This window comes from Microbacterium sp. APC 3901 (genome assembly GCF_030407765.1).
Taxonomy (GTDB): domain Bacteria; phylum Actinomycetota; class Actinomycetes; order Actinomycetales; family Microbacteriaceae; genus Microbacterium.
In genome coordinates, this window is sequence record NZ_JASDCU010000006.1 from 41096 (window position 1) to 67804 (window position 26709).

The 26709-nt window shown below is 68.8% G+C and carries 22 protein-coding genes and 1 tRNA gene; 13 read left to right on the forward strand and 10 right to left on the reverse strand.

All coding sequences use genetic code 11. The annotated features are described in order from the left end of the window. Positions 1-52 precede the first annotated feature (52 nt). The 5 genes from QMA07_RS06990 to QMA07_RS07010 all read left to right on the forward strand — a co-directional run bounded on the left by QMA07_RS06990 (position 53) and on the right by QMA07_RS07010 (position 5976). On the forward strand, positions 53-454 hold the full coding sequence (locus QMA07_RS06990) for an L-rhamnose mutarotase (RefSeq protein WP_290160843.1): 402 nt from the start codon (positions 53-55) through the stop codon (positions 452-454). After that, complete coding sequence (gene rhaI, locus QMA07_RS06995) at positions 451-1617, forward strand: L-rhamnose isomerase (RefSeq protein ID WP_290160845.1); 1167 nt, start codon at positions 451-453, stop codon at positions 1615-1617. The genes QMA07_RS06990 and rhaI overlap by 4 nt, the downstream gene beginning before the upstream one ends. A gap of 77 nt (positions 1618-1694) precedes the next feature. After that, entirely contained in the window at positions 1695-2549 is an 855-nt protein-coding gene (locus QMA07_RS07000) for an alpha/beta hydrolase (RefSeq protein ID WP_290160847.1), read from the forward strand. Next, positions 2546-4582 carry a bifunctional aldolase/short-chain dehydrogenase gene (locus QMA07_RS07005; protein ID WP_290160849.1) on the forward strand — a complete coding sequence of 679 codons (2037 nt, stop codon included), beginning with the start codon at positions 2546-2548 and terminating at the stop codon, positions 4580-4582. Before QMA07_RS07000 ends, QMA07_RS07005 begins: the two co-directional genes overlap by 4 nt. After that, on the forward strand, positions 4579-5976 hold the full coding sequence (locus QMA07_RS07010; protein WP_290160850.1) for a rhamnulokinase family protein: 1398 nt from the start codon (positions 4579-4581) through the stop codon (positions 5974-5976). The genes QMA07_RS07005 and QMA07_RS07010 overlap by 4 nt, the downstream gene beginning before the upstream one ends. A 126-nt stretch (positions 5977-6102) precedes the next feature. Here QMA07_RS07010 and rhaS read toward each other — a convergent pair whose 3' ends face one another. From rhaS to QMA07_RS07030, 4 genes are read right to left on the reverse strand one after another with little or no spacing between them, the layout of a single operon-like run. Further along, complete coding sequence (rhaS, locus tag QMA07_RS07015; protein WP_290160851.1) at positions 6103-7146, reverse strand: rhamnose ABC transporter substrate-binding protein; 1044 nt, start codon at positions 7144-7146, stop codon at positions 6103-6105. Positions 7147-7201: 55 nt separating this feature from the next. Next, positions 7202-8254, reverse strand: coding sequence for an ABC transporter permease (locus QMA07_RS07020; RefSeq protein ID WP_290160852.1), 1053 nt, complete (start codon positions 8252-8254; stop codon positions 7202-7204). Beyond that, positions 8251-9279, reverse strand: a complete 1029-nt coding sequence (locus QMA07_RS07025) for an ABC transporter permease (RefSeq protein WP_290160853.1) — start codon at positions 9277-9279, stop codon at positions 8251-8253. The genes QMA07_RS07020 and QMA07_RS07025 overlap by 4 nt, the downstream gene beginning before the upstream one ends. Further along, entirely contained in the window at positions 9276-10805 is a 1530-nt protein-coding gene (locus tag QMA07_RS07030) for a sugar ABC transporter ATP-binding protein (protein ID WP_290160854.1), read from the reverse strand. Before QMA07_RS07030 ends, QMA07_RS07025 begins: the two co-directional genes overlap by 4 nt. 149 nt (positions 10806-10954) lie before the next feature. Between QMA07_RS07030 and QMA07_RS07035 the strand changes: the two genes are divergently transcribed. Next, on the forward strand, positions 10955-11962 hold the full coding sequence (locus tag QMA07_RS07035; RefSeq protein WP_140036134.1) for a LacI family DNA-binding transcriptional regulator: 1008 nt from the start codon (positions 10955-10957) through the stop codon (positions 11960-11962). Between the two features lie 43 nt (positions 11963-12005). Here the strand turns inward: QMA07_RS07035 and QMA07_RS07040 are convergent, their stop codons facing one another. Beyond that, a complete protein-coding gene (locus tag QMA07_RS07040; RefSeq protein ID WP_290160855.1) occupies positions 12006-13055 on the reverse strand; it encodes a peptidase M24 in 1050 nt (349 codons plus the stop codon). A gap of 69 nt (positions 13056-13124) precedes the next feature. Between QMA07_RS07040 and QMA07_RS07045 the strand changes: the two genes are divergently transcribed. The 6 genes from QMA07_RS07045 (at position 13125) to QMA07_RS07070 (ending at position 19999) form a co-directional block, all read left to right on the forward strand. After that, complete coding sequence (locus tag QMA07_RS07045; protein ID WP_290160856.1) at positions 13125-14120, forward strand: LacI family DNA-binding transcriptional regulator; 996 nt, start codon at positions 13125-13127, stop codon at positions 14118-14120. A 172-nt stretch (positions 14121-14292) separates the two neighbouring features. Continuing rightward, complete coding sequence (locus QMA07_RS07050; protein WP_290160857.1) at positions 14293-15621, forward strand: Gfo/Idh/MocA family oxidoreductase; 1329 nt, start codon at positions 14293-14295, stop codon at positions 15619-15621. Further along, positions 15618-16535 (forward strand): NAD(P)-dependent oxidoreductase, encoded by a 918-nt coding sequence (locus tag QMA07_RS07055; RefSeq protein WP_290160858.1) that lies wholly within the window; start codon positions 15618-15620, stop codon positions 16533-16535. Before QMA07_RS07050 ends, QMA07_RS07055 begins: the two co-directional genes overlap by 4 nt. A 10-nt stretch (positions 16536-16545) precedes the next feature. Then, positions 16546-17445, forward strand: a complete 900-nt coding sequence (locus QMA07_RS07060) for a 5-dehydro-4-deoxyglucarate dehydratase (protein WP_290160859.1) — start codon at positions 16546-16548, stop codon at positions 17443-17445. Beyond that, positions 17442-18560 carry a mandelate racemase/muconate lactonizing enzyme family protein gene (locus QMA07_RS07065; RefSeq protein WP_290160860.1) on the forward strand — a complete coding sequence of 373 codons (1119 nt, stop codon included), beginning with the start codon at positions 17442-17444 and terminating at the stop codon, positions 18558-18560. The genes QMA07_RS07060 and QMA07_RS07065 overlap by 4 nt, the downstream gene beginning before the upstream one ends. After that, complete coding sequence (locus tag QMA07_RS07070) at positions 18557-19999, forward strand: aldehyde dehydrogenase (NADP(+)) (RefSeq protein ID WP_290160861.1); 1443 nt, start codon at positions 18557-18559, stop codon at positions 19997-19999. The genes QMA07_RS07065 and QMA07_RS07070 overlap by 4 nt, the downstream gene beginning before the upstream one ends. Before the next feature lie 96 nt (positions 20000-20095). On the opposite strand, the gene QMA07_RS07075 is transcribed toward QMA07_RS07070, so the two are convergent. After that, positions 20096-22384 (reverse strand): glycoside hydrolase family 3 C-terminal domain-containing protein, encoded by a 2289-nt coding sequence (locus QMA07_RS07075; RefSeq protein WP_290160862.1) that lies wholly within the window; start codon positions 22382-22384, stop codon positions 20096-20098. A gap of 92 nt (positions 22385-22476) precedes the next feature. On the opposite strand from QMA07_RS07075, the gene QMA07_RS07080 reads away from it, so the two are divergent. Further along, a complete protein-coding gene (locus QMA07_RS07080) occupies positions 22477-23073 on the forward strand; it encodes a TetR/AcrR family transcriptional regulator (RefSeq protein WP_290160863.1) in 597 nt (198 codons plus the stop codon). Positions 23074-23150: 77 nt separating this feature from the next. Here QMA07_RS07080 and QMA07_RS07085 read toward each other — a convergent pair whose 3' ends face one another. From QMA07_RS07085 to serS, 4 genes are all read right to left on the reverse strand, one after another. Continuing rightward, the gene (locus QMA07_RS07085) at positions 23151-24404 is read right to left on the reverse strand and encodes an LCP family protein (RefSeq protein WP_290160864.1); all 1254 of its coding nucleotides are present in this window, start codon (positions 24402-24404) and stop codon (positions 23151-23153) included. 52 nt (positions 24405-24456) lie between these two features. After that, positions 24457-24541: transfer RNA gene (locus QMA07_RS07090), tRNA-Ser, on the reverse strand. A gap of 42 nt (positions 24542-24583) precedes the next feature. After that, entirely contained in the window at positions 24584-25405 is an 822-nt protein-coding gene (locus tag QMA07_RS07095; protein WP_290160865.1) for an HAD family hydrolase, read from the reverse strand. Next, entirely contained in the window at positions 25402-26685 is a 1284-nt protein-coding gene (gene serS, locus QMA07_RS07100; RefSeq protein ID WP_290160866.1) for a serine--tRNA ligase, read from the reverse strand. Before serS ends, QMA07_RS07095 begins: the two co-directional genes overlap by 4 nt. Between the last annotated feature and the right edge of the window lie 24 nt (positions 26686-26709).

A 26709-nucleotide genomic window follows, 5' to 3' on the forward strand; every position in this document is an offset into this window, starting at 1 on the left:
GTTGAGACCATTGAATGAAACGATTCAAAACCTCGATGAAGAGAGATCTCCCATGACCCGCGTCGCGTTCCAGTTGCAGGTGCGTCCTGAACTGCTCGACGAATACCTCGCCCGTCACTCGCCGGTCTGGCCCGAGATGCTGGCCGAGATCGCCGCCGCCGGCCGTCGCAACTACTCGCTGTTCCTGGCCGAGGGCGGCACGCTCGTCGGCTACTACGAGACCGACGACGATGCCGCCGCCCAGGCGTATCTCGCCGCCTCCCCCGTCGCCGCTCGGTGGGAAGCCGAGATGAGCCGATTCTTCATCGGTCTCGACGGGCGCCCCGACCAGGCCGCCACCGCACTCACCGAGGTGTTCCACCTCGAAGACCAGCTCGCCGACGCCGGCGACTCCCCCGCATCAGACATCGACGACAACGACAACCGCAACGACACCGAAGGCAGCGCCTCATGAGCATCCTCTCGTCCGACAACCTCGCCGCTCTCGAGCAGCAGGGCATCGAGCTCCCCAGCTGGGCGTTCGGCAACTCCGGCACCCGTTTCAAGGTGTTCGGCACGCCCGGCACGCCTCGCGACCCGTGGGAGAAGATCGCGGATGCCGCGCAGGTCAACAAGTACACCGCGCTCGCACCGTCGGTCGCCCTGCACATCCCGTGGGACCTGGTCGACTCGTTCTCCGACCTGCGCAAGCACGCCGAGGACCTCGGCGTGACCCTGGGCACCATCAACTCCAACACGTTCCAGGACGACGACTACAAGTTCGGCGCCCTGACTCATGAGGATCCCGCGATCCGCCAGAAGGCGATCGACCACCACCTCGCCTGCATCGACGTGATGGACGCCACGGGAAGCCGCGACCTGAAGATCTGGCTCGCCGAGGGGTCGAACTACCCCGGCCAGGCCGACCTTCGCGGCCGTCAGGACCGCCTCCAGGAGTCGCTGCAGCAGATCTATGCACGCCTCGGCGACGACCAGCGCCTCGTGCTCGAGTACAAGTTCTTCGAGCCGGCGTTCTACCACACCGATGTTCCCGACTGGGGCACCTCCTACGCCCAGGTCTCGTCTCTCGGCGACAAGGCCATGGTGTGCCTCGACACGGGGCACCACGCGCCCGGCACCAACATCGAGTTCATCGTGATGCAGCTGCTGCGCCTCGGCAAGCTCGGGTCGTTCGACTTCAACTCGCGCTTCTACGCCGACGACGACCTCATCGTGGGCGCGGCCGATCCGTTCCAGCTGTTCCGCATCCTGTTCGAGGTCGTGCGCGGCGGCGGGCTGAACAACCACGACGTGGCGTTCATGCTCGACCAGTGCCACAACGTCGAAGACAAGATCCCCGGTCAGATCCGCTCGGTGCTCAATGTGCAGGAGATGACGGCCCGCGCGCTGATCGTCGACCGCGATGCGCTGACCGCGGCGCAGAAGTCCGGTGACGTGCTCGCCGCGAACGCCGTCTTCATGGACGCGTTCTACACCGACGTGCGCCCGGCCCTCGCCGAGTGGCGCGAGTCGCGTGGGCTCGCCGCCGACCCGATGGCGGCTTACGCCGAGTCGGGCTACCAGCAGAAGATCGCCGCCGAGCGCGTCGGCGGCGTGCAGGCCGGCTGGGGCGCCTGAGCGCGCACCCCTGACTCGTCGGGGTGCGGGAGCCGATCCCCGCACCCCGACGTCCCATCGACAGAACGGATGACCCTGTGAGAGACCAGGTGCTCGACGGACCGCACGGCCCGCTGCGCGTGCGGGTGTACGAGCCGGAGAACCCCGCTGGCCCCGGACTCGTCTGGGTGCACGGCGGCGGATTCGCCGCGGGCGAGATCGACATGCCCGAAGCCGACTGGGTCGCGCAGAGCTTCGCCGACCGCGGCATCGCCGTGGTGTCGGTGGACTACTCGCTCGCCCCTTTCCCCCGCACCTGGGCTGCGGCAGCCGAAGCTCCCGAGCGAGAGGGCGTGCACTACCCGGTCGCCTCCGAGGAGGTCGAGGCCGCATTCCGCTGGGCGGTCGAGTCCGGCCTCGCCGAGGGGCCGTGGTCGATCGGCGGAGCGAGCGCCGGCGGCAACCTCGCGACCGGCGCGGCACTGCGTCTCAGCCACAGCGCGGGGCCCTTCCCTGCGCTCGCGGTGCTCGCCTATCCGACGCTCCACGCCGTGCAGGCAGCCCCGGATGCTGCGCTGCGCGCCGCTCTCGACGCGGACCTCGATGCCGACGTGTTCGGCCCCGACGCGGTGCGCGGCATGTACGAGAACTACCTCGGCGGACCGGCCGACGGCGGCGACGTCTATGCCGTGCCCGGCACCGCGTCCCCCGCCCAGCTCTCGCACTTCCCCGCCACGATCATGATCAACGGCGAGGTCGACGAGCTGCGCGTCTCGGGTGAGGCCTTCGGAGCCTCGCTGCGCGACGCCGGCATCGACCTCGACATCTCCACCGAGCCGGGCACCCGCCACGGCCACCTCAACCACCCAGAACTCGCAGCAGCGACAGCATCGATCGATCGCTTCGCCGCACGCATCCTCGCCACGTCTCCCGAGCACAAGGAACAGCCATGAGCAACCCCACCGCCGCCGCCCTCATCGAGCGGTCGAACCGCCTGGGCGCCGATCCCAAGAACACCAACTACGCCGGAGGCAACACCTCGGCCAAGGGCACCGAGACCGACCCGGTCACCGGGCAGCCCGTCGAGCTGATGTGGGTCAAGGGTTCGGGCGGCGATCTGGGAACACTCACGGAGCAGGGCCTCGCGGTGCTGCGCCTCGACCGCATGCGCGCGCTCGTCGACGTCTACCCCGGCCTCGACCGCGAAGACGAGATGGTCGCGGCGTTCGACTACTGCCTGCACGGCAAGGGCGGTGCCGCTCCGTCGATCGACACCGCGATGCACGGGCTCGTCGACGCCGCACACGTCGATCACCTGCACCCCGACTCCGGCATCGCGATCGCGACCGCCGCCGACGGCGAGGCGCTCACCGCGAAGATCTTCGGCGACAGGGTCGTCTGGGTGCCGTGGCGTCGCCCCGGATTCCAGCTCGGACTCGACATCGCCGCGATCAAGGCTGCGAACCCGCAGGCGATCGGCACGATCCTCGGGGGCCACGGCATCACGGCGTGGGGCGACACGTCGGAGGAGGCCGAGGCGAACTCGCTGTGGATCATCGACACCGCTGCGGCCTACATCGAGGCCAACGGCAAGGCCGATCCTTTCGGCGGCGTCCGCTCGGGCTTCGAGGCCCTTCCCGAAGCAGAACGCCGTGAGCGAGCCGCAGCTCTCGCGGGCACCATCCGCGGCATCGCATCGACCGACAAGCCGATGGTCGGCCACTTCACCGACTCCGACGTCGTGCTCGACTTCCTGGCCTCCGACCGCGCCCCCGAGCTCGCCGCTCTCGGCACGAGCTGCCCCGACCACTTCCTGCGCACCAAGGTCAAGCCGCTGATCCTCGACCTGCCCGTCACCGCATCCGCCGAGGAGCAGATCGCCCGACTGCACGAGCTGCATACCGAGTACCGCGCCGACTACCAGGCCTACTACGACGCGCACGCGACCGCAGAGTCGCCCGCGATCCGCGGCGCCGACCCGCTCATCGTGCTCGTGCCCGGAATCGGCATGTTCTCGTACGGTGCGAACAAGCAGACCGCCCGCGTCGCCGGCGAGTTCTACGTCAACGCGATCAACGTCATGCGCGGGGCCGAGGCGCTGTCGACCTACTCCCCCATCTCCGACGCCGAGAAGTTCGACATCGAGTACTGGGCACTGGAGGAGGCGAAGCTGCAGCGGATGCCGAAGCCGAAGTCGCACCAGGGGCGCATCGCGTTCGTGACCGGTGCCGCCAGCGGCATCGGCAAGGCCATCGCGACCCGTCTCGCGGCCGAGGGTGCCTGCGTCGTCATCGCCGACCTCGATCTCGAGAAGGCGCAGGCTGCTGCGGCCGAGCTCGGGAACACCGACGTCGCGATCGGCGTCGCGGCGAACGTCGCCGATGCGGATGCCATCCAGGCCGCTCTGAACGACGCCGTGCTCGCGTTCGGTGGCGTCGACCTCGTCGTCAACAACGCCGGCCTCTCGCTCTCGAAGCCGCTGCTCGAGACCACCGAGAAGGACTGGGATCTGCAGCACGACGTCATGGCCAAGGGCTCGTTCCTCGTGTCGAAGGCCGCCGCCCGCGTGCTGATCGACCAGAAGCTCGGCGGCGACATCATCTACATCTCGTCGAAGAACTCCGTCTTCGCCGGCCCCAACAACATCGCCTACTCCGCGACGAAGGCCGACCAGGCCCACCAGGTGCGTCTGCTGGCCGTCGAGCTCGGCGAGTTCGGCATCCGCGTCAACGGCATCAACCCTGACGGCGTCGTGCGCGGCTCGGGCATCTTCGCCTCCGGCTGGGGCGCGAACCGCGCCGCGACCTACGGCGTCGCCGAAGAGGACCTCGGCCAGTTCTACGCCAACCGCACGATCCTCAAGCGCGAGGTCGTTCCCGAGAACGTGGCGGATGCCGTCTACGTGCTGACGGGTCCCGAGCTGAGCCGCACCACGGGTCTGCACATTCCGGTCGACTCCGGCGTCGCCGCGGCGTTCCTGCGATGACGGTGCGGTCCGTCGCCGCCGTCGACCTCGGGGCGACCAGCGGTCGCGTCATGATCGGGCGGATCGGCGACGGCCGGCTCGACCTCGAACTCGTCTCGCGGTTCCCGAACGGTCCCGTCGAGCGTGAAGACGGCCTGCACTGGGACTTCGGGGCTCTGTACGAGCATGTCGTCGAAGGGCTCGCCGAAGCGGTACGTCGTGAGCCGGGCATCGAGAGCGTCGGGATCGACTCGTGGGCCGTCGACTACGGCCTGCTGAAGGGCGGCGAGCTTCTCGCCGAGCCGTTCCACTATCGCGACGAGCGCACGGCGCGCGGGGTCGACGAGGTGCATGCGATCGCGCCCTTCGCCGAGCTGTACGGGCGCAACGGACTGCAGTTCCTGCCGTTCAACACGCTCTACCAATACCGCGTCGATGCCCGCCTCACCGGGGCAGACACCGCACTGCTGATCCCCGACCTGATCGCCTTCCTGCTCACGGGAACGGCCGTGGCCGAGCGGACGAACGCCTCGACAACGGGGTTGCTCGGCGTCGAGACGGGCGAGTGGGACACGGAGCTGGCCGAGCGCGTCGGCATCCCGACGCGCATCCTGCCGACGCTGGTCGACCCGGGCGAGACCATCGGCACGCTCCGCGCCGACCTGGTCGAGCGCATCGGCAAGGACTTGCCCGTCATCGCGGTCGGCTCGCACGACACGGCGTCCGCGGTCGTCGCGGCTCCGCTGTCGACTCCGCAGTCCGCGTACATCTCGTGCGGCACCTGGGGCCTGGTCGGCGTCGAGCTGACCGAGCCGGTGCTGACGGATGCCGCACGCGAGGCCAACTTCACTCACGAGCTCGGCGTCGATCGCCGCTACCGGTTCCTGCACAACGTGACGGGGCTGTGGCTGCTCAGCGAGACCGTGCGCGCCTGGGAGGCGGAAGACGGGTCGTCGATCGACCTGCCCGAGCTGTTGACCGCGGCGTCCGCTGTCACCGGAGACGTGCCGCTCTTCGACGCGAACGACTCGTCGCTCAGTGCGCCCGGTGACATGCCTGCGCGCATCGCGGCGCTGCTCGGGTCGGACGCGCCGTCGTCACGGCCGGCCTTCGCCCGGTCGATCGTCGAGTCGATCGCGACAGCGTTCGCGGACGCGGTGCAGACGGCATCCGATCTGTCCGGGCGCGAGCTCGACAGCATCCATCTGGTCGGTGGCGGATCGCTGAACCGCCTGCTGTGCCAGGCGACGGCCGATCGCACCGGCCTCCCGGTGCTCGCGGGCCCCGTCGAGGCGACTGCCCTCGGCAACGTGCTCGTGCAGGCGCGCGCCCTCGGCGCCGCTCCGGCATCCCTCGAGGAGCTGCGAGCCCTGGTCGCCGCGACTCACGAACCCGAGCGCTTCGACCCGCGCTGACCGGTCCCGTCACGGCCCATCTCCGTCTGCGTGCTGCCGACGGCACACGTGGGCTCCCGGATCGCCGGCACACACGGAAGGGGCGCCGGAGCCGAAGCCCCGGCGCCCCTGACGAGGCGATTCGACTCAGAAGTCGAACTCGCCGATGTTGTCTGCGTTGAACTCGAACGGGTCGCCGAGCAGCACGACGCCGTCGGCGCCGACGGTGTACTCGCCGAGATCGCCGGCCTCGAAGGTGTCGCCCTCTTCGCCGGTGATGTCGCCCTCGATCAGCGCCTTCGATGCGAATGCCGCCAGGTAGCCGAGGTCGGCGGGGTTCCACAGCGCGAACGCGGTGACGGTGCCGTCCTCGACATACTCGCGCATCTGGTTCGGGGTGCCGAGACCGGTGATCGCGACCTTGCCCTTGTAGTCCGAGGTCGAGACATATCGAGCGGCAGCCGCGATGCCGACCGTGGTGGGCGAGATGATGCCCTTCAGGTTCGGGTGGCTTTGCAGCAGAGCGGCGGTCTTGTCGAACGACGTCTGGTCGTCGTCGTCACCGTAGACGGTCTCGACGATCGTGATGTCGGGGTACTCGCTGGCGACGTACTCCTTCATCAGGTCGATCCAGGCGTTCTGGTTGGTCGCGTTGGCGGATGCCGACAGGATCGCGACCTCGCCGGCTCCGCCGATCTGGTCGGCGATCAGGTCGACCTGCACCTTGGCGATGCCCTCGGAGTCGGCCTGGTTGATGAACAGGTCACGGCACTCCGGGTTCGTGTCGGAGTCGAAGGTGACGACCTTGACGCCCGCGTCGCGGGCCTCGTTCAGCGCGTCGCAGATGGCCTTCGGGTCGTTCGCCGAGACGACCAGCGCGCCGACGGCCTGCTGCGTCGCGGTGTTGATGTAGCTGACCTGGGCGTCGGGCGTGGCCTCGGCTGGTCCGACCTCGGCGAACGTGCCGCCGAACTCGTCGACGGCGGTCTTGCCGCCCTCGCTCGAAGTGTCGAAGTAGGGGTTTCCGAGGTTCTTGGGCAGGAAGGTGATCGCGAGATTGTCAGATCCTCCCTCGGCTCCGGAGCCCGAGCCGCCGGACCCGCCGCTGGTGTCGGCGCAGCCGGTCAGCACGAGCGCTGCGGCCACGGCGACAGCCGCGAACCCCGCGATCTTCTTACGTGCAAACATCATTGTTCTTCCTTTCGTGATGATCACCGCGGGCGGATGCCGGCGATGAGAGGCTGCCTCATGGTGCGGGAGAGGCCGCTACGCGCAGTGGTGGACCGGCCTTCGCACGCACGCGCTGCACCCAGGCGAGGGCGCTGGCCGCGACGACCGAGAAGATCAGCAGTCCGCCGGTGATGATGTTGATGACGTCAGAGGTGACGCCCGCGAGACGCAGGCTGCTGCCGAGCACCCCGATGAGCAGCACCGCCGCGACGACACCGTGCAGGTGTCCCCTGCCGCCGAAGACCGACACACCGCCGAGTACGACGGCCGCGATCACCTGCAGCTCGAGCCCCGTGGCGTTGTCGCCTCGAGCACTGCCGAAGCGCAGCGTGTAGAAGATGCCGGCGAAGGCGGCGACCACACCTGAGAGCACGAACAGGATGAACTTCGTCCGTTCGACGTTCACACCGGAGAACCGTGCGGCATCCTTCGACAGCCCGATCGCGAACACGCCTCGCCCGAAGGGCGTGAAGTGCAGCAGCACCGCGAAGAGCACCAACAGGATCAGGAACGGGATCACGATGTACGGGATCGTCGTGCCGGCGATCTTCGCCTTCGCCAGCGCGGTCCAGGTCTCGGGGAAGTCGGTCACGGCGGTGGTGCCGAGCAGACCGACAGCGAGACCACGGAACAGCGCGAGGGTGCCGATCGTGACGGCGAGCGACGGCAGACCGACGGTCGTCACCAGGAAGCCGTTGAACGCACCGCCCACGACGCCGACCAGGAGTGCCGCGAGGGCGGCTACTTCGAACGGGGCACCCGACTCGGTGAGCACGCCCGTCACCACGCTGGCGAGTCCGACCATGGATCCGACCGAGAGGTCGATCTCGCCCGTGATCATCACCAGGGTCATCGGCAGTGCGATCAGCAGGATCGGCGCCACATCGAGCAGCAGGTAGTTCGCGGTGATCGGCTGAGCGAAGCCGCGGATCGACACCGCAGCGACAATGGTCACGAACACGAGCAGCGCGATGATCGCGAACTCGCGGTTGATGAAGATGCGCCGCCAGAGCGGTCGGTCGTATTCGCGGATGACGCGGATCGACCCCGTCGTCGTCGTGGTGGTCATGATTCGTCCCTCGCCTCGATGAGCTGGCGTCTCTGTCTGACCGCGAGCACCCGGTCGAGCACGATGGCCCCGATGATCAGCACGCCGACGACGGCACGCTGCCAGAAGTCGGGGATGCCGAGGATCGGCAGCGCGCGGTTGATGGTCATCAGGAGCATCGCGCCGATCGCCGCACCCCAGACGGTGCCGACTCCACCGGTGATCGCGATCCCGCCGATGACGGCGGCGCCGACCGCATCCAGCTCCCAGCCGCTGCCGGCCTGCGAGCTGATCGACCCGTACCGGGCGGCGTAGAAGACGCCCGCGAGTCCGGCGAGCGCACCGGAGAGCACGAATGCCGAGAGCACACGGCGGGTGACTTTGAGCCCGTAGAGTTCAGCGGCTGACGGGTCGGATCCGATCGCGTAATACTCACGGCCGCTGCGGGTGTTGCGCAGATACCAGGCCGCGAGGGCGAGCACGATCACCGCGACGATCGACAGCACCGGGATGAACAGGATCTGCTGTGTGCCGAGCGCGAGGAAGTCTTTGGGCATATCGGACGCGTTGATGCGGTCGCTGCCGGTCCACAGCACGTTGATGCCGCGATAGGCATACAGAGTGCCGAGGGTGATCACCATCGCCGGCACCTTCGCGAACGCGACCAGCGCGCCGTTCACGAGGCCGAGGAAGGCGCCGAGCAGCACGGCCGCGATCACGACGAGAACGATCGGGATCCCGGGCACGTCGACGAACAGGCGTCCGGTCAGATATGCCGTCAGGCCCATCACCGAACCGACCGAGAGATCGACGTTCCGGGTGATGATGACGATCGCCTGGCCGACGGCGACGAGCATGAGGATCGACGGCGTGAGCAGCAGGTCTCGCCACCCGTCGGCGCTGAACAGGAAGTTGGGGTTCTTCACCGTGGCTGCGATCACGACGAGCACGAGAGCCGCGAGGATGCCGAGCTCCCGTGCACGGCCGACTCCGCCGAAGGACTTCTTGGCCGCGGCGGGCGCGGGTGCCGTGGTGATGGTGCTCATGCGTGCAGCTCCGATGAGTGGGTGGCGGCGAACATGACGTTCTCGCTGGTGGCGTCGTCACGGGAGATCTCGGCAGTGATGCGACCTTCGCGCATGACCAGCACCCGGTCTGCCATGCCGAGGACCTCGGGCAGCTCGGACGAGATCATGAGGATTCCCAGCCCCTCGCCCGCGAGCTGCGAGAGCAGACGGTGCACCTCGGACTTCGTGCCCACGTCGATGCCTCGGGTGGGCTCGTCGATGATCAGGACGCGCGGGTCTGTGGCCAGCCACTTGGCCAGCACGACCTTCTGCTGGTTTCCGCCGGAGAGGGTGGATGCCACGGTGTCGAGCGCGTGCGTCTTGACCTCGAGGCGCGATGCCCATTCCTTCGCCGCTCGGTTCTCGATGCCGGTGGTGATCAGACCCCACTTCGAGAGCCGACGACGGATGGCGAGCGTGATGTTGCCGCCGACGCCCGCGTCGATCACGAGGCCCTGCTTGCGGCGGTCTTCAGGCACGAGCGCGAGTCCGCTGCGCATCGCGGCGGTCGGGTTGCGGCGCGCCACACCTGTGCCGAGCATGCGCACCTGTCCCTGGTCGTACGGGTCGACGCCGAAGACCGCGCGGGCGACCTCGGAGCGCCCGGCCCCGACGAGACCGGCCAGTGCGACGATCTCGCCCGCACGCACGGTGAAGGAGATGTCGTGGAAGACACCGGGGCGGGTGAGTCCCGTGACCTCGAGCAGCGGCTCTCCGACGACGGCCTCTTGCTTGGGGAACAACTCGGTGACGTCGCGTCCGACCATCTGGCGGACCAGCTCGTCGACCGTCGTCTCGGCTATGGCTGTGGTGTCGATATAGGCGCCGTCACGCATGACGGTGACGGTGTCGCACAGGTCGAACACCTCGTCGAAGCGGTGCGAGATGAAGAGGATGGCGCGGCCCTCGTCGCGCAGGCTCCGGGCGACGGCGAACAGACGGTCGACCTCGACGCCGCTGAGTGCGGCCGTCGGCTCATCCATGATCAGCACACTCGCGTCGAGGGAGATCGCCTTGGCGATCTCGATGATCTGCTGGTCGGCGATCGACAGGCCCTCGGTGATGCGGTCAGGGTCGAGCGTCACGCCCAGGCGGCGGAAGATCTGGTCGACCTCGGTGCGCATGGCCTTGCGGTCGATACGACCGAGGAACCCCGTGGGCTGTCGGCCCATGAAGATGTTCTCCGTCACCGAGAGATCAGGGAACAGCGTCGGCTCCTGGTAGATGACCGCGATGCCAGCAGCCTTCGACTGGGCGGTGCTGGTGAAGTCGACGTCTTCACCGTGCAGGCGGAAGTCCCCCGAGTCGCGGCGGTAGAGACCGGCCATGATCTTCACCATCGTCGACTTGCCCGCGCCGTTCTCGCCGATGAGGGCATGGATGGAACCGGGGCGGAGCGTCAGGCTGCCGGAGCGGAGTGCGACGACGGGGCCGAAGGACTTCACGACCCGATGCAGCTCGAGCGCGGTGGGGGGAGCGCTTCGGGCGGAGGCTGCGTCTACCACTGGCTTTCCTCTCCGTTGAGGGGGATGATGATCGGAATGAACTTACCTGAATCGATTCAAGCTCGTTTCAGGCTAGTGTATGTGATGCCGGCCTCAGGTCAACCCCCGATGCCGAAGCGTGATCCGCCCGACGACGAGAGGACAGCCGAATGCCGATCAGCATCCGCGATGTCGCCGTGCGTGCGGGCGTCTCTGTCGGCACGGTCTCGAACGTCCTGAATCGTCCGGACGAGGTCTCGAGCGACTCGGTCGAGCGCGTCACCCAGGCGATCGAAGAACTCGGCTATGTGCGCAACGACGCCGCCCGCAAGCTCCGGGCCGGCGTGAGCACGACCGTCGGGTTCGTGGTGCTCGACGGACAGAATCCGTTCTACAACGATGTCGTGCGCGGCGCTGAAGACGAGGCGTCGAGCCACGGCATCGCCATCCTCTATGGCAATACCGACGACGACCCGTCCCGCGAGAAGGTGTATCTCGATCTCTTCCGCGAGCAGCAGGTGCGCGGGCTGCTCATCGCCCCCTACGGCGATGTCATGACGCAGCTGCGCAAGTTCCGCGCGAGCGGCATCGCGACCGTTCTCGTCGACCGATTCAGTGCAGACAGCGGCTTCTCCTCGGTGTCGGTCGACAGCGTCGCCGGAGGGCGGTTGGCCGTCGAACACCTGATCGAGGGCGGACGACGGCGCATCGCGTTCGTCGGCGGCCCCTTCGACATGCGGCAGGTCACCGACCGCCTCGCCGGTGCTCGCGCCGCGGCCGAGAACGCGGCAGTGCATGTCGAACTCGAGGTCGTGCCGACCGCCGCGATGACCGTCGAAGAAGGTGTCGCCGCAGGCGCCCGCCTGCTCACCCGCCCCCGGCGCGAATGGCCGGATGCACTGTTCGCCGCCAACGATCTGCTCGCCCTCGGGCTGCTGCAGTCACTCGTGTCCGGCGGGCGTGTGCTCGTGCCGGACGAGATCGCACTGATCGGCTTCGATGACAACCCGTTCGCCGCCGCAGCTGCGGTGCCTCTGTCCTCCATCCGTCAGCCCAGCCGCATGATCGGCCGCACCGCGCTGCGGATCGTGCTCGAAGAGGCGGCCGACCCCGAGAGCATCCCGCGGCAGACCGTGTTCCCGCCCGAGCTGATCGTCCGTCGCTCGACCGGCGGCTGATCGCCCACACCCGCACCGAGCTGACGCCCACCCGACTCGCGATTCAGTAGCCGCGCGTGGTCGGGCGCCGCATCCCCTCGTACTCGACCGACGGCCATCGCTCGTCGACGGTGAGGATCTCCCAGCCCTCGGCGCTGTGCAGCATGGTGTCCTCGACCTTGACGCCGGGCGCAGACGGGTTCCAGGCGAACGCCTGATTCTCGACGAGCACGTCGAATGTGGATGCCGTGGCCCGCGGGTCGCGTCCGGCATAGCCGGTCGGCCCGCCCTGATGGTGCCGCCGCCATTCGTCGGCGTCGAACCCGAAGCGCCCGTAGGCCGCGCATCCGACGGCGAACGCCTCGTCGAGCCGGGCTCCCGGTACCGAGGCGTCGAGGAACGCCCGCTCCACTGCGAGGATCGGCTCGTCGTCGACGGCAGCGCCGATCCAACGCGTGGCATTCGCGATCAGTCCGTCCCTGCGTCCGCACACCACGATCATGGCGCGCGCTCCCAGCAGAGCGGCCGTGGGCAGCGGGTGCCTGTACGACACACGCTCCGCTCCGGTCACCAGCACGACCAGTGGATCGATTCCTCGCGACACGAGACCGGTCGCGACGACGGAAGCCGCGTCCCGTTCGCTGCTCGCCGGCCCGATGCCGTTCGCCAGAGAATCCGTCACGGCGCGGGCGAGATCGCGACCGAGTGAGCGGTACCGTGAGATCTCGGCCGGCAGCATCCGCGCTCTCACCGCGCGAAGCTCCGCGGCGAGGACCGCCTCACCGAGAGCCGACGACGACCGCACGTCCTCCGCCGCCGCGACCGCCGGCGGAGTCCACCACGGCACCCGCACGATGCGATCGGCATCCGACGGCAGCAGTTCCTCGGCGATCAGACGATCCGCCTCGTTGTCCGCGACGAACAGCGTGTCGCCGTCAGAGTCCGCTCGCACCGCCAGCACCGGCGGGCCCGCCAGCGACACATGCGTGCGCACCCCCTCGAGGTACCACGACACCGCCTCATGAGACGTCAACAGGATCGGTGCCCCGGCACCCCGCCGCACTCGGGCCACTCTGTCCTGCTTCTCGATACGATCCTGGTACGACCCGACCATGAGTGCTCCTAGCAAACGTTTTCTCACATACGACCACATCCGCCACCGTTCGCGGAAGAGGGGATCCGGATGACACGCTCCACCCGAGCAGGCATCACCGACGTCGCGAAGCTCGCCGGAGTGTCCCTCTCGACCGTGTCCCGCGCCATGAACGGGAACCCGACGGTGGATCCTCTCCTCGTCGAACGAGTACGGACCGCGGCAGCCGAACTCGGCTACACGGCGAACCCCCTCGCTCGCAGCCTCGTGCTCGGGCAGACGCAGACGGTGTCCGTCATGATCCCCGACCTCGGCAACCCGACATTCCAGGCGATCCTGCACGGCGTCAGTCGTGCCGCCGCGACCGATGGGTACCACGTGCTGATCTCCGACACCGCCGAGCAGGTCGACCGCGAGGTCGAGCTGGCCACCACGACACGGCGACGCACCGACGGAGTGATCCTCTGCGCCCCGCGTCTGCCGCAGAACGAGCTCTCCGCCCTGCTGCCGTCGGTCGCGCCTGCCGTCGTGATCAACCGCCCCCCTCAGAGTGACGTGCCGACGGTCGCCGCCGACTACGAGGCCGCGATGACCGAGCTGATCGCCCACCTGCGCGGCCTCGGGCACCGTCGCATCGCCTTCCTCTCGGGAGTCGTCGGCAGCGCATCGGGTGAAGCACGCGCGCGGGCGATCGCGGCTGCCGAGCGGACCGGCGACCTCGAGTTCGCCGAGATCCCCGCCGGCGTCGACTTCGACAGCGGAGCCGCCGCGGCAGACGCCGTGATCGACAGCGGCGCGACTGCAGTGCTCGCGTTCAACGACCTCGTCGCGATGGGACTGCTGTCCGCGGTGACGAACCGCGGCGTCCGCGTGCCGGAGGATCTCTCGATCACGGGCTTCGACGACATTCCGTTCGCGGCGTACACCACGCCACCGCTCACGACGGCGACCGTGCCCGCCGCCGAGATCGGACGGCTGGCATGGGGGGCCATGCACGCGCTGCTGACGGGAGGCGACCCGGTCGCCTCCGCATCCTTCACGCCGAAGGTGGTCGTGCGCGCGAGCACCGGCCCCGCCAGGAGCTGAGCCCCCGGGACGCGCGCTTCCCCGCGCGACCGCCACGCCGCGTCGAAAACGGGCCGGCGGTCCCCGACGCGGCTGACATCGCCGGCATCGCCGTGAGGAGCTTTTGCAGCGACCCTGTTCCTGTTATGGTGAGAAAACGTTTCCTGAGAGTTCGAGATCAAGAAGGATCACGATGACGAAGACCCGTTACGCCGTCGCCGGTGCCGGCGCCCGCGCCCAGATGTACGTCGAGGGGATGCTCGGTGCGCATCGCGACCGCGCAGAGCTCGTGGCGATCATCGAACCGAACCCCGTTCGCGCCGCGCACTACGCCGACCGCATCGCCGAGGCGGGTGCCACGGCACCTCGACTCGCGACGCCCGACGAGCTCGAGCAGGTGATCCGTGACGAGCGCATCGATCGGGTCATCATCTGCTCCCGCGACGACCTGCACGCCGAGCTGATCGTCCGATCGCTCGAGGCAGGTGTCGATGTCGTGGTCGAGAAGCCGCTGACGATCGATGCGGCGAGCGCCGCCCGCATCGAAGACGCCGTCGAGCGCACCGGCCGCCGGGTCGTGCTGACGTTCAACTACCGCTACTCCCCCCGCAACAGTGCGCTGCGCCAGGTGATCCAGGACGGCACGATCGGGCAGGTCACCTCGGTGGACTTCTCGTGGATGCTCGACACGAACCACGGCGCCGACTACTTCCGTCGCTGGCACCGCGAGAAGAAGAACTCCGGCGGGCTGCTCGTGCACAAGTCGAGCCACCACTTCGACCTGGTCAACTGGTGGATCCGCTCGCAGCCGACCCGCGTCTTCGCATCGGGCGGACTGCGCTTCTACGGGGCGGACAACGCCGCGAACCGCGGCCTCGGCGAGCGACCGGCGCGCGGCACGCACGACGACGGCGACCTGTTCGAACTCGACCTCCGCACCGACGCGCGCCTCACCGCGCTCTACCTCGACGCCGAGCAGCATGACGGGTATCAGCGCGACCTCGACGTGTTCAGCGAGGGCATCACGATCGAAGACAACCTCGCTCTCGTGGTCGACTACGCGTCGGGCGCGACGATGTCGTACTCGCTCAACGCTCACTCGCCGTGGGAGGGCTACCGCGTCGCGGTCAACGGCACGCTCGGCCGGGTCGAGCTCGAGGTCGTCGAACGCGGTGCCGTGCTGGCCGGTGAGGGACTGCACCCGCACATCGACCCCAGCCTCTCAGGAGGCGACGGCACCACCTCGCTGCGCCCCGAGAGCGAACGGCTGATCGTGCAGCGCCACTGGGAAGCCGCGTACGAGGTGCCGATCGACGGAGGCGACGGCGGGCACGGCGGCGGTGACGAGCTGCTGCTCTCCGACGTGTTCGAAGGCCCGGGCGACGATCCGCTCTCGCGCCCCGCCGACTGGACCGACGGCATCCGCTCCATCGCGGTCGGCATCGCGGGCAACCGCTCGCTCGAGACCGGGCTCCCCGTGAAGGTCGACGAGCTCGGCATCGCCCTGCTCGCACGCCGATGAGGATCGTCGTCACCGGCGGGTCCGGGCGGCTCGGCCGCACGCTCGTGACGGGACTCGCGGATGCCGGGCACGAGCTCGTCTCGGTCGACCGTGAGCCCACCGCACACCTCGACCGCGTGGGGATCACGCAGTTCTCGCTCGATCTGACCGATGCGGATGCCACGGAGTCGGCGCTCGCAGGCGCGGGAGCCGATGCGCTGATCCACCTCGCGGCGATCGCCGTACCGTTCAGCGCCCCCGAAGACGTGATCCTCCGCACGAACGCCGCACTCGCGCAGTCGGTGCTCGGCGGAGCGGTGCGCGCCGGCATCCATCGCGTCGTCGCGGCGTCGAGCCCGACGGTGATCGGCTACGGCGCACCACGCGGCTGGACTCCCGAGCGCCTCCCCCTCGACGAGACGTCACCCACCGAACCCTGGAACGCCTACGCCCTGTCGAAGCTGCTCATCGAGCAGACGATCGACATGCTGCGGCGCCAGACGGGCGACGACGTGCGCTTCGCGTCCTTCCGCCCGTGCTACGTGATCGCCCCCGAGGAATGGGCCGGCGCTCCCACCCAGCAGGGACACACCGTGCTCGAGCGCCTCGACGACCCGGCGCTCTCGGCTCCGGCGCTCTTCAACTACATCGATGCCCGCGACGTCGCAGCCTTCGCCGACGCCCTGCTCGTCGCCCTCGAGGACATCCCGAACGGCGAACGGTTCTTCGTCGGCGCCGACGACGCGCTCGCCCGCCGCCCCCTGAGCGAGCTGCTGCCGCAGTTCCATCCCGGCACCGAGCGGGCGGCATCCGAGCTCACAGGCGATGCACCCGCATTCTCCTCCGCCAAAGCGGCTCGCCTGCTCGGCTGGAGACCCACACGCGCCTGGCGCACCGAACTCGCCGCAGCGTCAGCCGCGGCGGTCATCTCCTGAAAGGCTCGACATGGACTTCGATGGAATCCTGTTCTTCCCCGTGACCCCGTTCACCGCTGACGGCACGATCGACCACGTCCTGCTCTCGGCGCACGTCTCCACCGGCGTCGATGCCGGCGCCGGCGGTGTCTTCCCGGCCTGCGGCACCGGAGAGTTCCATGCACTGTCGGCGAGCGAGGCCGCCGCCGTGACCCGCACCGCCGTCGCGGCGGTCGCCGGTCGAGTGCCGGTGATCGCCGGAGCCGGCGGCCCGCTGGGCCACGCGGTCGAGGTGGCGAAGGCGGCGGCGGATGCCGGAGCCGACGGTCTGCTCGTGCTGCCCCCGTACCTCGTCGGCGGCACGCAGGCGGGACTCGCGGCGTACGTCGAGCAGATCGCCGAGGCCGCGGGTCTGCCGGTGATCGTCTACCACCGCGGCAGCGCGCAGTACTCGGTCGAGACCGTCCGTCGTCTCGTCGCGAATCCGCGGATCGTCGGATTCAAAGACGGCACCGGCGACATCGGCGCGATGCAGTTGATCGTGCGAGCGGTCGCCGAGGAGGGTCGCGAGGACTTCGCCTTCTTCAACGGTCTGCTGACCGCCGAGCTCACGCAGGGCGCCTACCGCGGCATCGGCGTCCCCCTCTACTCGTCGGCGGCGTTCGCGATGGCTCCGGACATCGCCGACGCCTACTACCGCGCCTACGTCGGCGGCGATGAGGCTCGACGTCTGGCACTGCTCGACGGCTTCTACCGCCCTCTCGTCGAACTGCGCGACGAGACCCCTGGTTTCGGCGTCTCCCTCATCAAGGCAGGGCTGCGCCTCTCCGGTCTCGCCGTCGGATCCGTCCGCGCCCCGCTCGTCGACCCGACGCCCGCCCAGGAGGCGCGCCTCGCCGGCATCCTCGCGGCAGGACGCGCACTGCTGTGACCATCATCCGGAGTCTGACGACGCGTCTGCAGCGAGTGCCGCTGACGCGTCCGTGGGCTGTCGACGTGACCTCCGTCGGCGTGATCGCGACCCATGTCGTGCGCTCCGACGGAGCCGAGGGATGGGGCTTCTCGTGGAGCCCGCAGATCGGCGCACCCGCGGTGCATTCCCTTCTCGAGCACGACATCGCCCTCGCAGCCGTGGGCCGCTCCGCCGTTCCAGGCGAGGCCTGGCAGGGCTTGTGGGAGCACCTGCACGAAGCGGGCGGCGGCGGCATCACGACGATCGCGCTGGCAGGACTCGACCTCGCCCTGTGGGATGCCGAGGCGCGTGCGGCGGCCACCTCGGTGTCGCGCCTGATCGGCCGCCGCCGCGAGCACGTGCGCGCCTACGGATCGGGCGTGAATCTGCACTACCCGCTCGACGAGCTGCTCGCCCAGGTGCAACGCTGGATCGACGCGGGGTTCGACGCCGTCAAGATCAAGGTGGGCAAGTCCGATCTCGCGGAGGACGTCGAGCGCGTGTCCGCTGTGCGCGAGCTGCTCGGGCCCGGACGCGGTCTGATGATCGACGCCAACCAGCGCTGGGATCTCGATCGCGCGACGACGTCGATCGACGCACTCACGCGCTTCGACCTCGCCTGGATAGAAGAGCCGCTGCGGGCCGACGACCTCGCCGGCCACGCCGAGCTCGCCCGGCGCATCGATGTGCCGATCGCGGTCGGCGAGAACCTGCACACTGCGCATCGGTTCGAAGACTTCCTCCGGGCAGGTGCCGCTCAGATCGTACAGCCCAACGTCGTGCGCGTCGGCGGCATCACCCCGTTCCTCCGCATCGCCGAGCTCGCGGCCGCCTATGACGCGCCCCTGCATCCTCACCTGCTGCCCGAGCTCTCCGGGCAGCTCGCCCTGACGCTGCCCGGTGCTGCGGCCGAACCCCTGGTCGAGGACGTGGAGGATGCCGGGTTCGGCGCGCTCGGCGCTCTGGCCGATCCCTCGCCCGTGGCCGTCTCCGACAGCTTCCTCACCGAGAACGAGCACCAGGGTCTCGGCATCCGCTTCTCCCCCGTTCTCGGGGCCGCCTCCTCCCTCCCCGCTGGAAAGGATCACTCGTGACCACCTCCCCCGAAGATCTCGACGCGATCGTCCGCGCCGCCGCCGCTGCGGCCCCGGTTTGGCGTCGCTCCTCCTCCTCAGACCGTGCGGGCTGGCTGCGCGCCGCGGCCGATGTGCTCGACTCCCACGTCGGCGAACTCGTCGCGATCGCCGACGAGGAGACGAGGCTGGGCGCGGCCCGTCTCACGGGCGAGGTCGCCCGCACCAGCGGCCAGCTGCGGCTCTTCGCGACGGTCGTCGAGGAGGGCTCGTACCTCGAACTCACGATCGACGATGCCGATGCGACGGCCGCTCCCCCTCGCCCCGAGCTGCGACGCATGCTCACCGCTCTCGGCCCCGTCGCCGTCTTCTCCGCCTCGAACTTCCCGTTCGCGTTCTCGGTCGCCGGCGGCGACACGGCGTCGGCGCTGGCCGCCGGCAATCCCGTCGTCGTGAAGGCGCATTCGGGGCACCCTCGTCTGTCGATCCGCACGGCCGAGCTGGTCGCCGCGGCGCTCGAGGAGGCGGGTGCCCCCGCAGGATCCCTCGCGCTCGTCACGGGCAGAGAGGCGGGCAACGCGCTCGTGCAGCATCCGCTGATCCGTGCCGCCGGATTCACCGGGTCGGTGTCGGGTGGGCGCGCGCTGTTCGATCTCGCCTCGGGCCGCCCCGACCCGATTCCGTTCTACGGCGAACTCGGCAGCATCAACCCGGTCGTGATCACCGCAGCCGCTGCCGCCGCTCGCACCGAGTCGCTCGCCCAGGGGCTGGTCGGGTCCTTCACCCTCGGGGTCGGCCAGTTCTGCACCAAGCCGGGCGTCGTCTTCGTGCCCGGAGGCACGGGCTTCGAGGATGCCGTGGCAGCCGCCGTTCCCTCGGCATCGGGCGGGCCGCTGCTCACCGATCGCATCACCGAGGCCTTCCCGTCGGGTCTCGCCCACCTCGAGAACGACCCGTCCGTCTCGGTCATCGCTGAGGGCATCGAGGTCGACGGCGTGCGACCGGTCGCGCTGCTCACGGATGCCCGCGCGGTCGCCCGACGGCCCGACGTCCTCCTCGAGGAGTGCTTCGGACCCGTGACGCTCATCGTCAGGTACGACTCGGAGTCCGATCTGCACGCGGCGCTCGAGACCGTGCCCGGCAGCCTCACCGCGACCCTGCATGCCGAGCCCGGCGAGGATCCGATCGAGACGCTGGAGCTGCTGCAGGAACGCGCCGGGCGAGTGCTGTTCGGCGGGTGGCCGACGGGCGTCGCTGTGACGTGGTCGCAGCAGCACGGCGGCCCGTGGCCGGCGACGACCTCGCTGCACACCTCGGTCGGCGCATCCGCGATCCGTCGCTTCCTGCGCCCGTTGACGTTTCAGGATGCCCCGGAGGCCCTGCTGCCGGAGGTCCTCCGCGATGCGGCGCTCGCGGGCCTGCCCCACCGGCGCAACGGCGGGCTCGTGCTTCCGGCCTGAGAGCCTGCAGCACGCGGCACGATCGATCGCCGCAGACGAAGCGCCCTCCCCGTCGCACGACGGAGAGGGCGCTTTCGGCGTTCAGACGGCCTGCGATCAGGCCTGCGTCAGCACTCCCGCGTTCGCGCCCTCGAGCAGCTGCTCGACCTGCTCGTGCGTGACGTCGACCCCGGGGAAGCCGATCAGCCGACCGATCGGGAATGACGCCATCATCTTCTGCATCGCCTCGTCGTTCGGCATCATCGAGGCGGCCGACGAGTCGGCCCCGCTCAGCTCTCCCAGGAATCCGCCGAGGGCACCCATGACGATCGGGCCCGCCACGGGGTGGGCGAGGACATCGCCGATCGAGGAGTTCATGGTGAGAGGCAGCGAGACGACGTCTCCCTCGACCTGAACCGTCGCGGAAGAGCGGACGTCGCGGCTCGATGCCGCGACATCGACCGTGTACTCGCCGCTCTCGACGATCCAGCGGTCGACGCGCACGTCCCAGTAGGCGAGGTCCTCACGGCGGACGACGAGCTCGACGGTGCGGATCTCGCCAGCAGCGAGAGCAACCGAGGCGAAGGCCTTGAGCTCACGAGGTGCGCGCTGCACGACGGAGACGACCGGGGCCGCGTAGACCTGCACGATCTCGCGGCCGTCGCGGGCTCCGGTGTTGGTCACATCGACCCGCACGACGATGTCGCCGTTCGCGCGCGCCTCGACCGCGGCCTCGCCGTACGCGAACGTCGTGTACGAGAGACCGTGCCCGAAGGGGAAGGTGACGTCGAGACCCTTCGCGTCGTACCAGCGGTACCCGACCAGCACGCCCTCGCCGTAGCGGACGTGACCGAACTCGCCGGGGAAGCTGCCGAACGACGGGTTGTCCTCCAGCCGCACCGGCACCGTCTCGGTGAGCTTTCCCGACGGGTTCACCACGCCGTAGAGCACGTCGGCGACCGCGCCGCCGCCGGCCTGCCCGAGCAGCCAGGTCTCGACGACAGCGGGCACTCGGTCGGCGAACGGCAGCGCGACGACGCCGCCGTTCGAGAGCACGACCACGGTGGCGGGGTTGGCCGCGATCACGGCGTCGAGCACCGCCAGCTGCGCAGCGGGCAGATCGATGTGCTCACGGTCGAAGCCCTCGGACTCCTCTGCGGCGGGGAGGCCGAGGAACACGACGGCGACATCCGCTGCGGATGCGGCCTCGACGGCCTCGGCGCGCAGGTCGTCGGCCGAGCGGCCGGATGTCGCGATCTCTCCCCCCTCGACCGCGAAGCCTGCGGCGTAGGTGACGTTGTCTCCGCCGACCGCACGCAGCTCGTCCAGCGCCTTGTCGACGCGGGTGGGGTTGATGAGCGAGGATCCGGCTCCCTGGAAGCGCGGCTCGGTTGCGAAGGCTCCGATCACGGCGATCCGCTGCTCCGCGGCGAGCGGCAGCAGGTCGCCGTCGTTCTTCAGCAGCACGATCGAGCGTCCGGCAGCCTCTCTCGCGAGCGCATGGTGCGCGTCGACATCGAGGGGCCCTGCGACGGCCGGGCGCTGCTGCGCCTTGTGCACGAGGTCGATCGCCCGGTCAGCCGCGGTGTCGAGCACGCTCTCGTCGAGCTCTCCTGCGCGCACAGCGGCAACGAGTTGAGCATCGGTCCGCCCTCCTGACGACGGCATCTCCAGGTCGAGACCGGCGGCGACGCCGGCCACGCGGTCGTTCACTGCACCCCAGTCCGAGACGACCAGGCCGCCGAAGCCCCAGTCATCGCGCAGCACCTGCGTGAGCAGCCACGGGTCTTCCGAGGCGTAGACCCCGTTGATGCGGTTGTACGAGCACATGACGGTCCACGGCTCGGCATCCTTGACCACGCGCTCGAAGCCACGCAGGTAGATCTCGTGCAGCGGACGCGGGTCGACGTCGGAGCTCGCTCGCATGCGATCGAACTCCTGGTTGTTGGCGGCGAAGTGCTTGAGCGAGGTGCCGACGCCCTGCGACTGCACGCCACGCACCGAGGCCGCGCCGAGCACCCCCGAGACGATCGGGTCTTCGGAGAAGTACTCGAAGTTGCGTCCGCACAGCGGGGATCTCTTGATGTTGATGCCGGGCCCCAGCACGATGGCGACGTCTTCGATGGCAGCCTCGACGCCGATCGCCGCGCCGACCCGCTCGATGATCTCGGGGTCGAATGATGAGCCGATGCCGACAGCGGGTGGGAAGCAGGTCGCCGGCACGCTGCTCGACAGGCCGAGGTGATCGGTGCCGCCCGCCTGCTTGCGCAGCCCGTGCGGACCATCGGTCATCATGATCGACGGCAGACCCACACGATCGATGGGCTTCGTCGTCCAGAAGTCAGCACCGCTGGTGAGCGATGCCTTCTCCTCGAGGGTGAGATCGGATGCCGATGTATCGGTCATGGTGTTCCTTTCGCGGCGACGGCGGTGTCTTGCGAAAACTATATGACAGTAGGTATTGGATCTCAAACGTTGTTCAGGATTACTCTCGAGGAATGGCACGACGAGGTTCATACGCGAAGGGCGTCGCCAGACGCGAGGAGATCCTCGAGAGCGCTCTCGACGTGATCGGCCGACAGGGCTACCAGAACGCGTCGCTCAAGCAGATCGCCGAAAGAGTCGGCGTCACCCCCGCCGCGCTCCTGCACTACTTCGGCAGCAAGGAGGAGCTCTTCACCGAGGTGCTGCGCAAGCGCGACGAACACGACGGCATGATGCCGCAGGCGCCGAATCCGACTGACGGCAAGTCGGCGTTCCTCGATGTCATCCGCCACAACACCGAGGTCCCCGGCGTCGTCGAGTTGTTCTCGCGCCTCTCGGTCGACGCCGTCGACCCGGCACATCCGGCTCATCAGTACTTCCTCGAACGCAGTGAACGACTTCGCGAGAGCATCACCCACTCCTTCGCCCAGGACGCAGCCGATCGAGCGACGCTCGATGCGGACACCATGGCGAGGGTGATCCAGGCGGTCGCCGACGGGCTGCAGCTGCAGTGGATGATCGACCGCTCCGTCGACATGCCGGGCATCATCGGCGCCCTCATGGACGTGCTCTACCCGACGACGGATCACCCGGAGACGCCTTCGCGCTGAATGCGAAGAACCGCCCTCATCCTGACTGACAGGAGGGGCGGTCCTTCGGGATCGGTCGTGCCGTCGGCACGAGACCGTCAGCGCACGTTGCCGTTCGAGCAGGTCTGCTGCGCGGCCGAGTTCCCCTTGATCGTGTCCGGCAGCGCCACCACGTTCTCGGGGGTCGCCGCGGGGTCCGGTGTCGCAGCCTCCCCGCCCGCTTCCGCGGGTGCCTGCGTGGCGGGATCCGTCACGACGACGCCGTCGTTCTCGGTGTTCTGATGCGTGACCTGCAGCTGGGCGTTCTCGTTGATCGCGGTCCACATGGCCTCGGCGGACTCCTTGTCCGGCACGACGCGGTTGGGGTCGGCCGGGTCGGCGAACGTCGGGTACTGCAGGAAGACGATGTCCTCGAACGGCACGGACTTCACGGCGAGCGCGATCTGGACGATCTTCATCGGGTCGGCGAGGGAGGTGCTCGCCTCGACGTTGTCGAGACCGGTTGTCGCGAGCTTCAGCATCATCGGGACGTTGCCGAGGGTCTCGCCGCTGATCAGCGTGCGGGCGAGACTCGACATGTACTGCTGCTGGTTGCCGATCCGTCCGAGGTCGCTGCCGTCGCCGACACCGTGTCTGGTGCGCAGGAACTGCAGAGCCGTGATGCCCTCGATCACGTGGTTCCCCGCCGCGAGGTCGAGGCCCGTGTAGCGGTCCTTGATCGGAGAGGCGAGGCACACCTCGACGCCACCGATCGCGTTCGTGATCTCGATCACGCCGCCGAAGGTGACGGACGCCGCGAACTGGATCTCCTGACCGGTGAGGTCCGAGACGGTCTTCGCGACGCAGTTGAGTCCGCCGTCGGTGTACGCGGTGTTGATCTGCTGCTTGCTCATCGCGGAGTGCACGTCGCCCTCGGCGTCCTCGCACTCGGGAATCGGGACCATCATGTCGCGGGGCAGGCTGACGACGGTGATCCGGCGAGGCTCCTCCGACACATGCAGGAGGAGGTTGACGTCGTTGAGCGTGCCTTCGGAGTCCGCGCCGGTGCAGCGTTCTCCGAAGTACTGCGCATACGCCTCTTCGCACGTGTCGACGCCGGTGAGGAGCATGTTGAAACCGCCCTCGTACTCGCTGATGTCGGGTGGCAGCTGCTCAGTGCTGTCCAGCTCGACCGCGTTGGCCGAGACCGTGCTCGAGAGGTCGTAGACGATGTACGAGGCGACACCGAAGCCGCTCACCAGGACGACGGCGAGGCCGATCGCGATGAACGTCAGAAGCTGGCTGACGGGGCCCGGCGAGTGGAGCTGCCCGTGTCGTGCGATGGTACGACGGCGTCGGGTGTGAGGACTCACTCGGGGCCTTTCGGTTCAGCGTGCGGTGCGGGGGACACCGTTCCCTGGAATGCGGAGGGTGTGGGATTCGAACCCACGAGACATCTCTGCCCACTGGTTTTCAAGACCAGCTCCATCGGCCACTCGGACAACCCTCCCGACAGACGAATCTGCCGACAAGCCGTGAGTCTAGCCGAGTTCTATTCTCTCGCGCTGACCTGGGCGGCTGCTGGAAGCGTGTCGAGGGCCATCGCCAGACCGCCGTCCTCGACGTCGCCGGTCACTTCGCCCGCGGCATCCTTGACCTCTGAGGGTGCCTGCCCCATGGCTACGGCGCGGCCGTCGAGCCCCAGCGCCCACCCGAACATGCCGATGTCGTTGCGCCCGTCTCCGGCCACGAAGACCTGACCGCGCTCGAAGCCCAGCTCGGTGCGCACGCGTTCCAGCGCGGTGCCCTTGTCGACACCCTGCGGCGCGATGTCGAGCCACGCGGTCCAGCCGATCGCATAGGAGACCTCGTTGAGCCCTGCATCGGCGACGAGGCGGTGGAAGTCCTCCTCGTCGTGCCCCGGCGACACGACGACGACACGAGAGACCGGCTCGGCGACCAGCTCATCGAAGCCGACCTGCCGTCCGCCGTCGAGCGTCCAGTCGTCCAGATGCTCGGTGTAGAGACGCAGTCCCGAGCCGAGCTCGACCATGTAGCGGGCCTCGGGAAGGCGCTCACGCAGGAGAGCGAGCACGGGAGACGGATCGAACGTCTCGATGTGCCACCGCTCCCACTCGTCGCCCACCCGACGCATGGTCACAGCCCCGTTGGAGCACACCACGAACTGCGGAGTCAGCTCGAGCTGCTCGACCCAGCGACGCGTGGCCATCCAGCTGCGTCCGGTCGCGATCGTCACCTCATGACCGGCATCCCGCAGCCGTGCGACGGCCTCGGGCACGCCGGGGCTCATCGTCTCGTCCTGCAGGATGATCGTGCCGTCGACGTCGAGTCCGACGAGCCAGGGAGCCGTCACGCGGTCGGCTCCAGAACCTCGAGCCCGCCGAGATACGGTCGCAGCACCTCGGGCACGCGCACAGAACCGTCGGCCTGCTGATGCGTCTCGAGCAGCGCGACGATCCATCGGGTCGTGGCGAGTGTGCCGTTGAGCGTCGCCACGGGCTGCGTCTTCGCCGTCTGGCCCTCGTGAGCCTCTGGCCGGTGTCGGATGTCGAGGCGGCGCGCCTGATACGTCGTGCAGTTCGAGGTGGAGGTGAGCTCGCGGAAGGCACCCTGCGTCGGCACCCACGCCTCGATGTCGTACTTGCGCGCTGCGCTCGATCCGAGATCACCCGCGGCGACGTCGATCACGCGATAGGCGAGGCCGAGGGAGGTCAGCATCTCCTCCTGCAGCGCGACGAGGCGCAGGTGCTCCGCCTCGGCATCCTCCGGTTTCGTGTAGACGAACATCTCGAGCTTGTTGAACTGGTGCACCCGGATGATGCCGCGGGTGTCCTTGCCATGAGAGCCCGCCTCGCGGCGATAGCAGGTCGACCAGCCGGCGTACCGCAGCGCGCCCTCCCCCAGGTCGAGGATCTCGTCCTTGTGGTATCCGGCGAGCGCGACCTCGCTGGTGCCCACGAGGTACAGATCGTCGTCCTTGTCGAGGTGGTAGACCTCGTCTGCGTGCTCGCCGAGGAATCCGGTGCCCTGCATGATCTCCGGCCGCACCAGCGTGGGCGTGATCAGCGGGATGAAATCGTTCTGCAGCGCCTTGTCGAGCGCCAGGTTCATGAGCGCGATCTCGAGTCGCGCCCCGATGCCGCGGAGGAAGTAGAAGCGAGCACCGGAGACCTTCGCGCCTCGCTCCATGTCGATCGCGCCGAGGATCTCGCCGAGTTCGAGGTGGTCGCGAGGTTCGAAGTCGAACGTGGGCACCTCGCCGACTCGGCGCAGCTCGACGAAGTCGGCCTCGCCACCGGCGGGGACGCCGTCGACGACGACGTTCTCGATGCGTCCGAGAGCAGCAGCCAGGGTCTCGGCGGATTCGTTCGCCGCCTGCTGCGCCTGCTTGACGCGCTCGGCGAGGTCCTTGACCTGCGCGACGAGCGCCGCCTTCTCCTCCTTGGGGGCCTTCGCGACCTGCTTCCCGAACGCGTTCTGCTCGGCCCTCAGCTCTTCGAACGCGGCGAGCGCCGCCCGGCGCGATCGGTCTGCCTCGAGTGCGATGTCGACGGTGCCCTGGTCGTTGCCACGGGCGGCCTGAGAACGGCGGACGATCTCCGGATTGTCGCGGAGGAGTGCGAGGTCGATCATCCACCAAGTCTATGGTGCGTCCCG

Coding starts and splice junctions, on each gene's coding strand:
- QMA07_RS06990 (WP_290160843.1), top strand. CDS start 53: ATGACCCGCGTCGCGTTCCAGTTGCAGGTGCGTCCTGAACTGCTCGAC.
- rhaI (WP_290160845.1), top strand. CDS start 451: ATGAGCATCCTCTCGTCCGACAACCTCGCCGCTCTCGAGCAGCAGGGC.
- QMA07_RS07005 (WP_290160849.1), top strand. CDS start 2,546: ATGAGCAACCCCACCGCCGCCGCCCTCATCGAGCGGTCGAACCGCCTG.
- QMA07_RS07010 (WP_290160850.1), top strand. CDS start 4,579: ATGACGGTGCGGTCCGTCGCCGCCGTCGACCTCGGGGCGACCAGCGGT.
- rhaS (WP_290160851.1), bottom strand. CDS start 7,146: ATGATGTTTGCACGTAAGAAGATCGCGGGGTTCGCGGCTGTCGCCGTG.
- QMA07_RS07020 (WP_290160852.1), bottom strand. CDS start 8,254: ATGACCACCACGACGACGACGGGGTCGATCCGCGTCATCCGCGAATAC.
- QMA07_RS07025 (WP_290160853.1), bottom strand. CDS start 9,279: ATGAGCACCATCACCACGGCACCCGCGCCCGCCGCGGCCAAGAAGTCC.
- QMA07_RS07035 (WP_140036134.1), top strand. CDS start 10,955: ATGCCGATCAGCATCCGCGATGTCGCCGTGCGTGCGGGCGTCTCTGTC.
- QMA07_RS07040 (WP_290160855.1), bottom strand. CDS start 13,055: ATGGTCGGGTCGTACCAGGATCGTATCGAGAAGCAGGACAGAGTGGCC.
- QMA07_RS07045 (WP_290160856.1), top strand. CDS start 13,125: ATGACACGCTCCACCCGAGCAGGCATCACCGACGTCGCGAAGCTCGCC.
- QMA07_RS07050 (WP_290160857.1), top strand. CDS start 14,293: ATGACGAAGACCCGTTACGCCGTCGCCGGTGCCGGCGCCCGCGCCCAG.
- QMA07_RS07055 (WP_290160858.1), top strand. CDS start 15,618: ATGAGGATCGTCGTCACCGGCGGGTCCGGGCGGCTCGGCCGCACGCTC.
- QMA07_RS07060 (WP_290160859.1), top strand. CDS start 16,546: ATGGACTTCGATGGAATCCTGTTCTTCCCCGTGACCCCGTTCACCGCT.
- QMA07_RS07075 (WP_290160862.1), bottom strand. CDS start 22,384: ATGACCGATACATCGGCATCCGATCTCACCCTCGAGGAGAAGGCATCG.
- QMA07_RS07080 (WP_290160863.1), top strand. CDS start 22,477: ATGGCACGACGAGGTTCATACGCGAAGGGCGTCGCCAGACGCGAGGAG.
- serS (WP_290160866.1), bottom strand. CDS start 26,685: ATGATCGACCTCGCACTCCTCCGCGACAATCCGGAGATCGTCCGCCGT.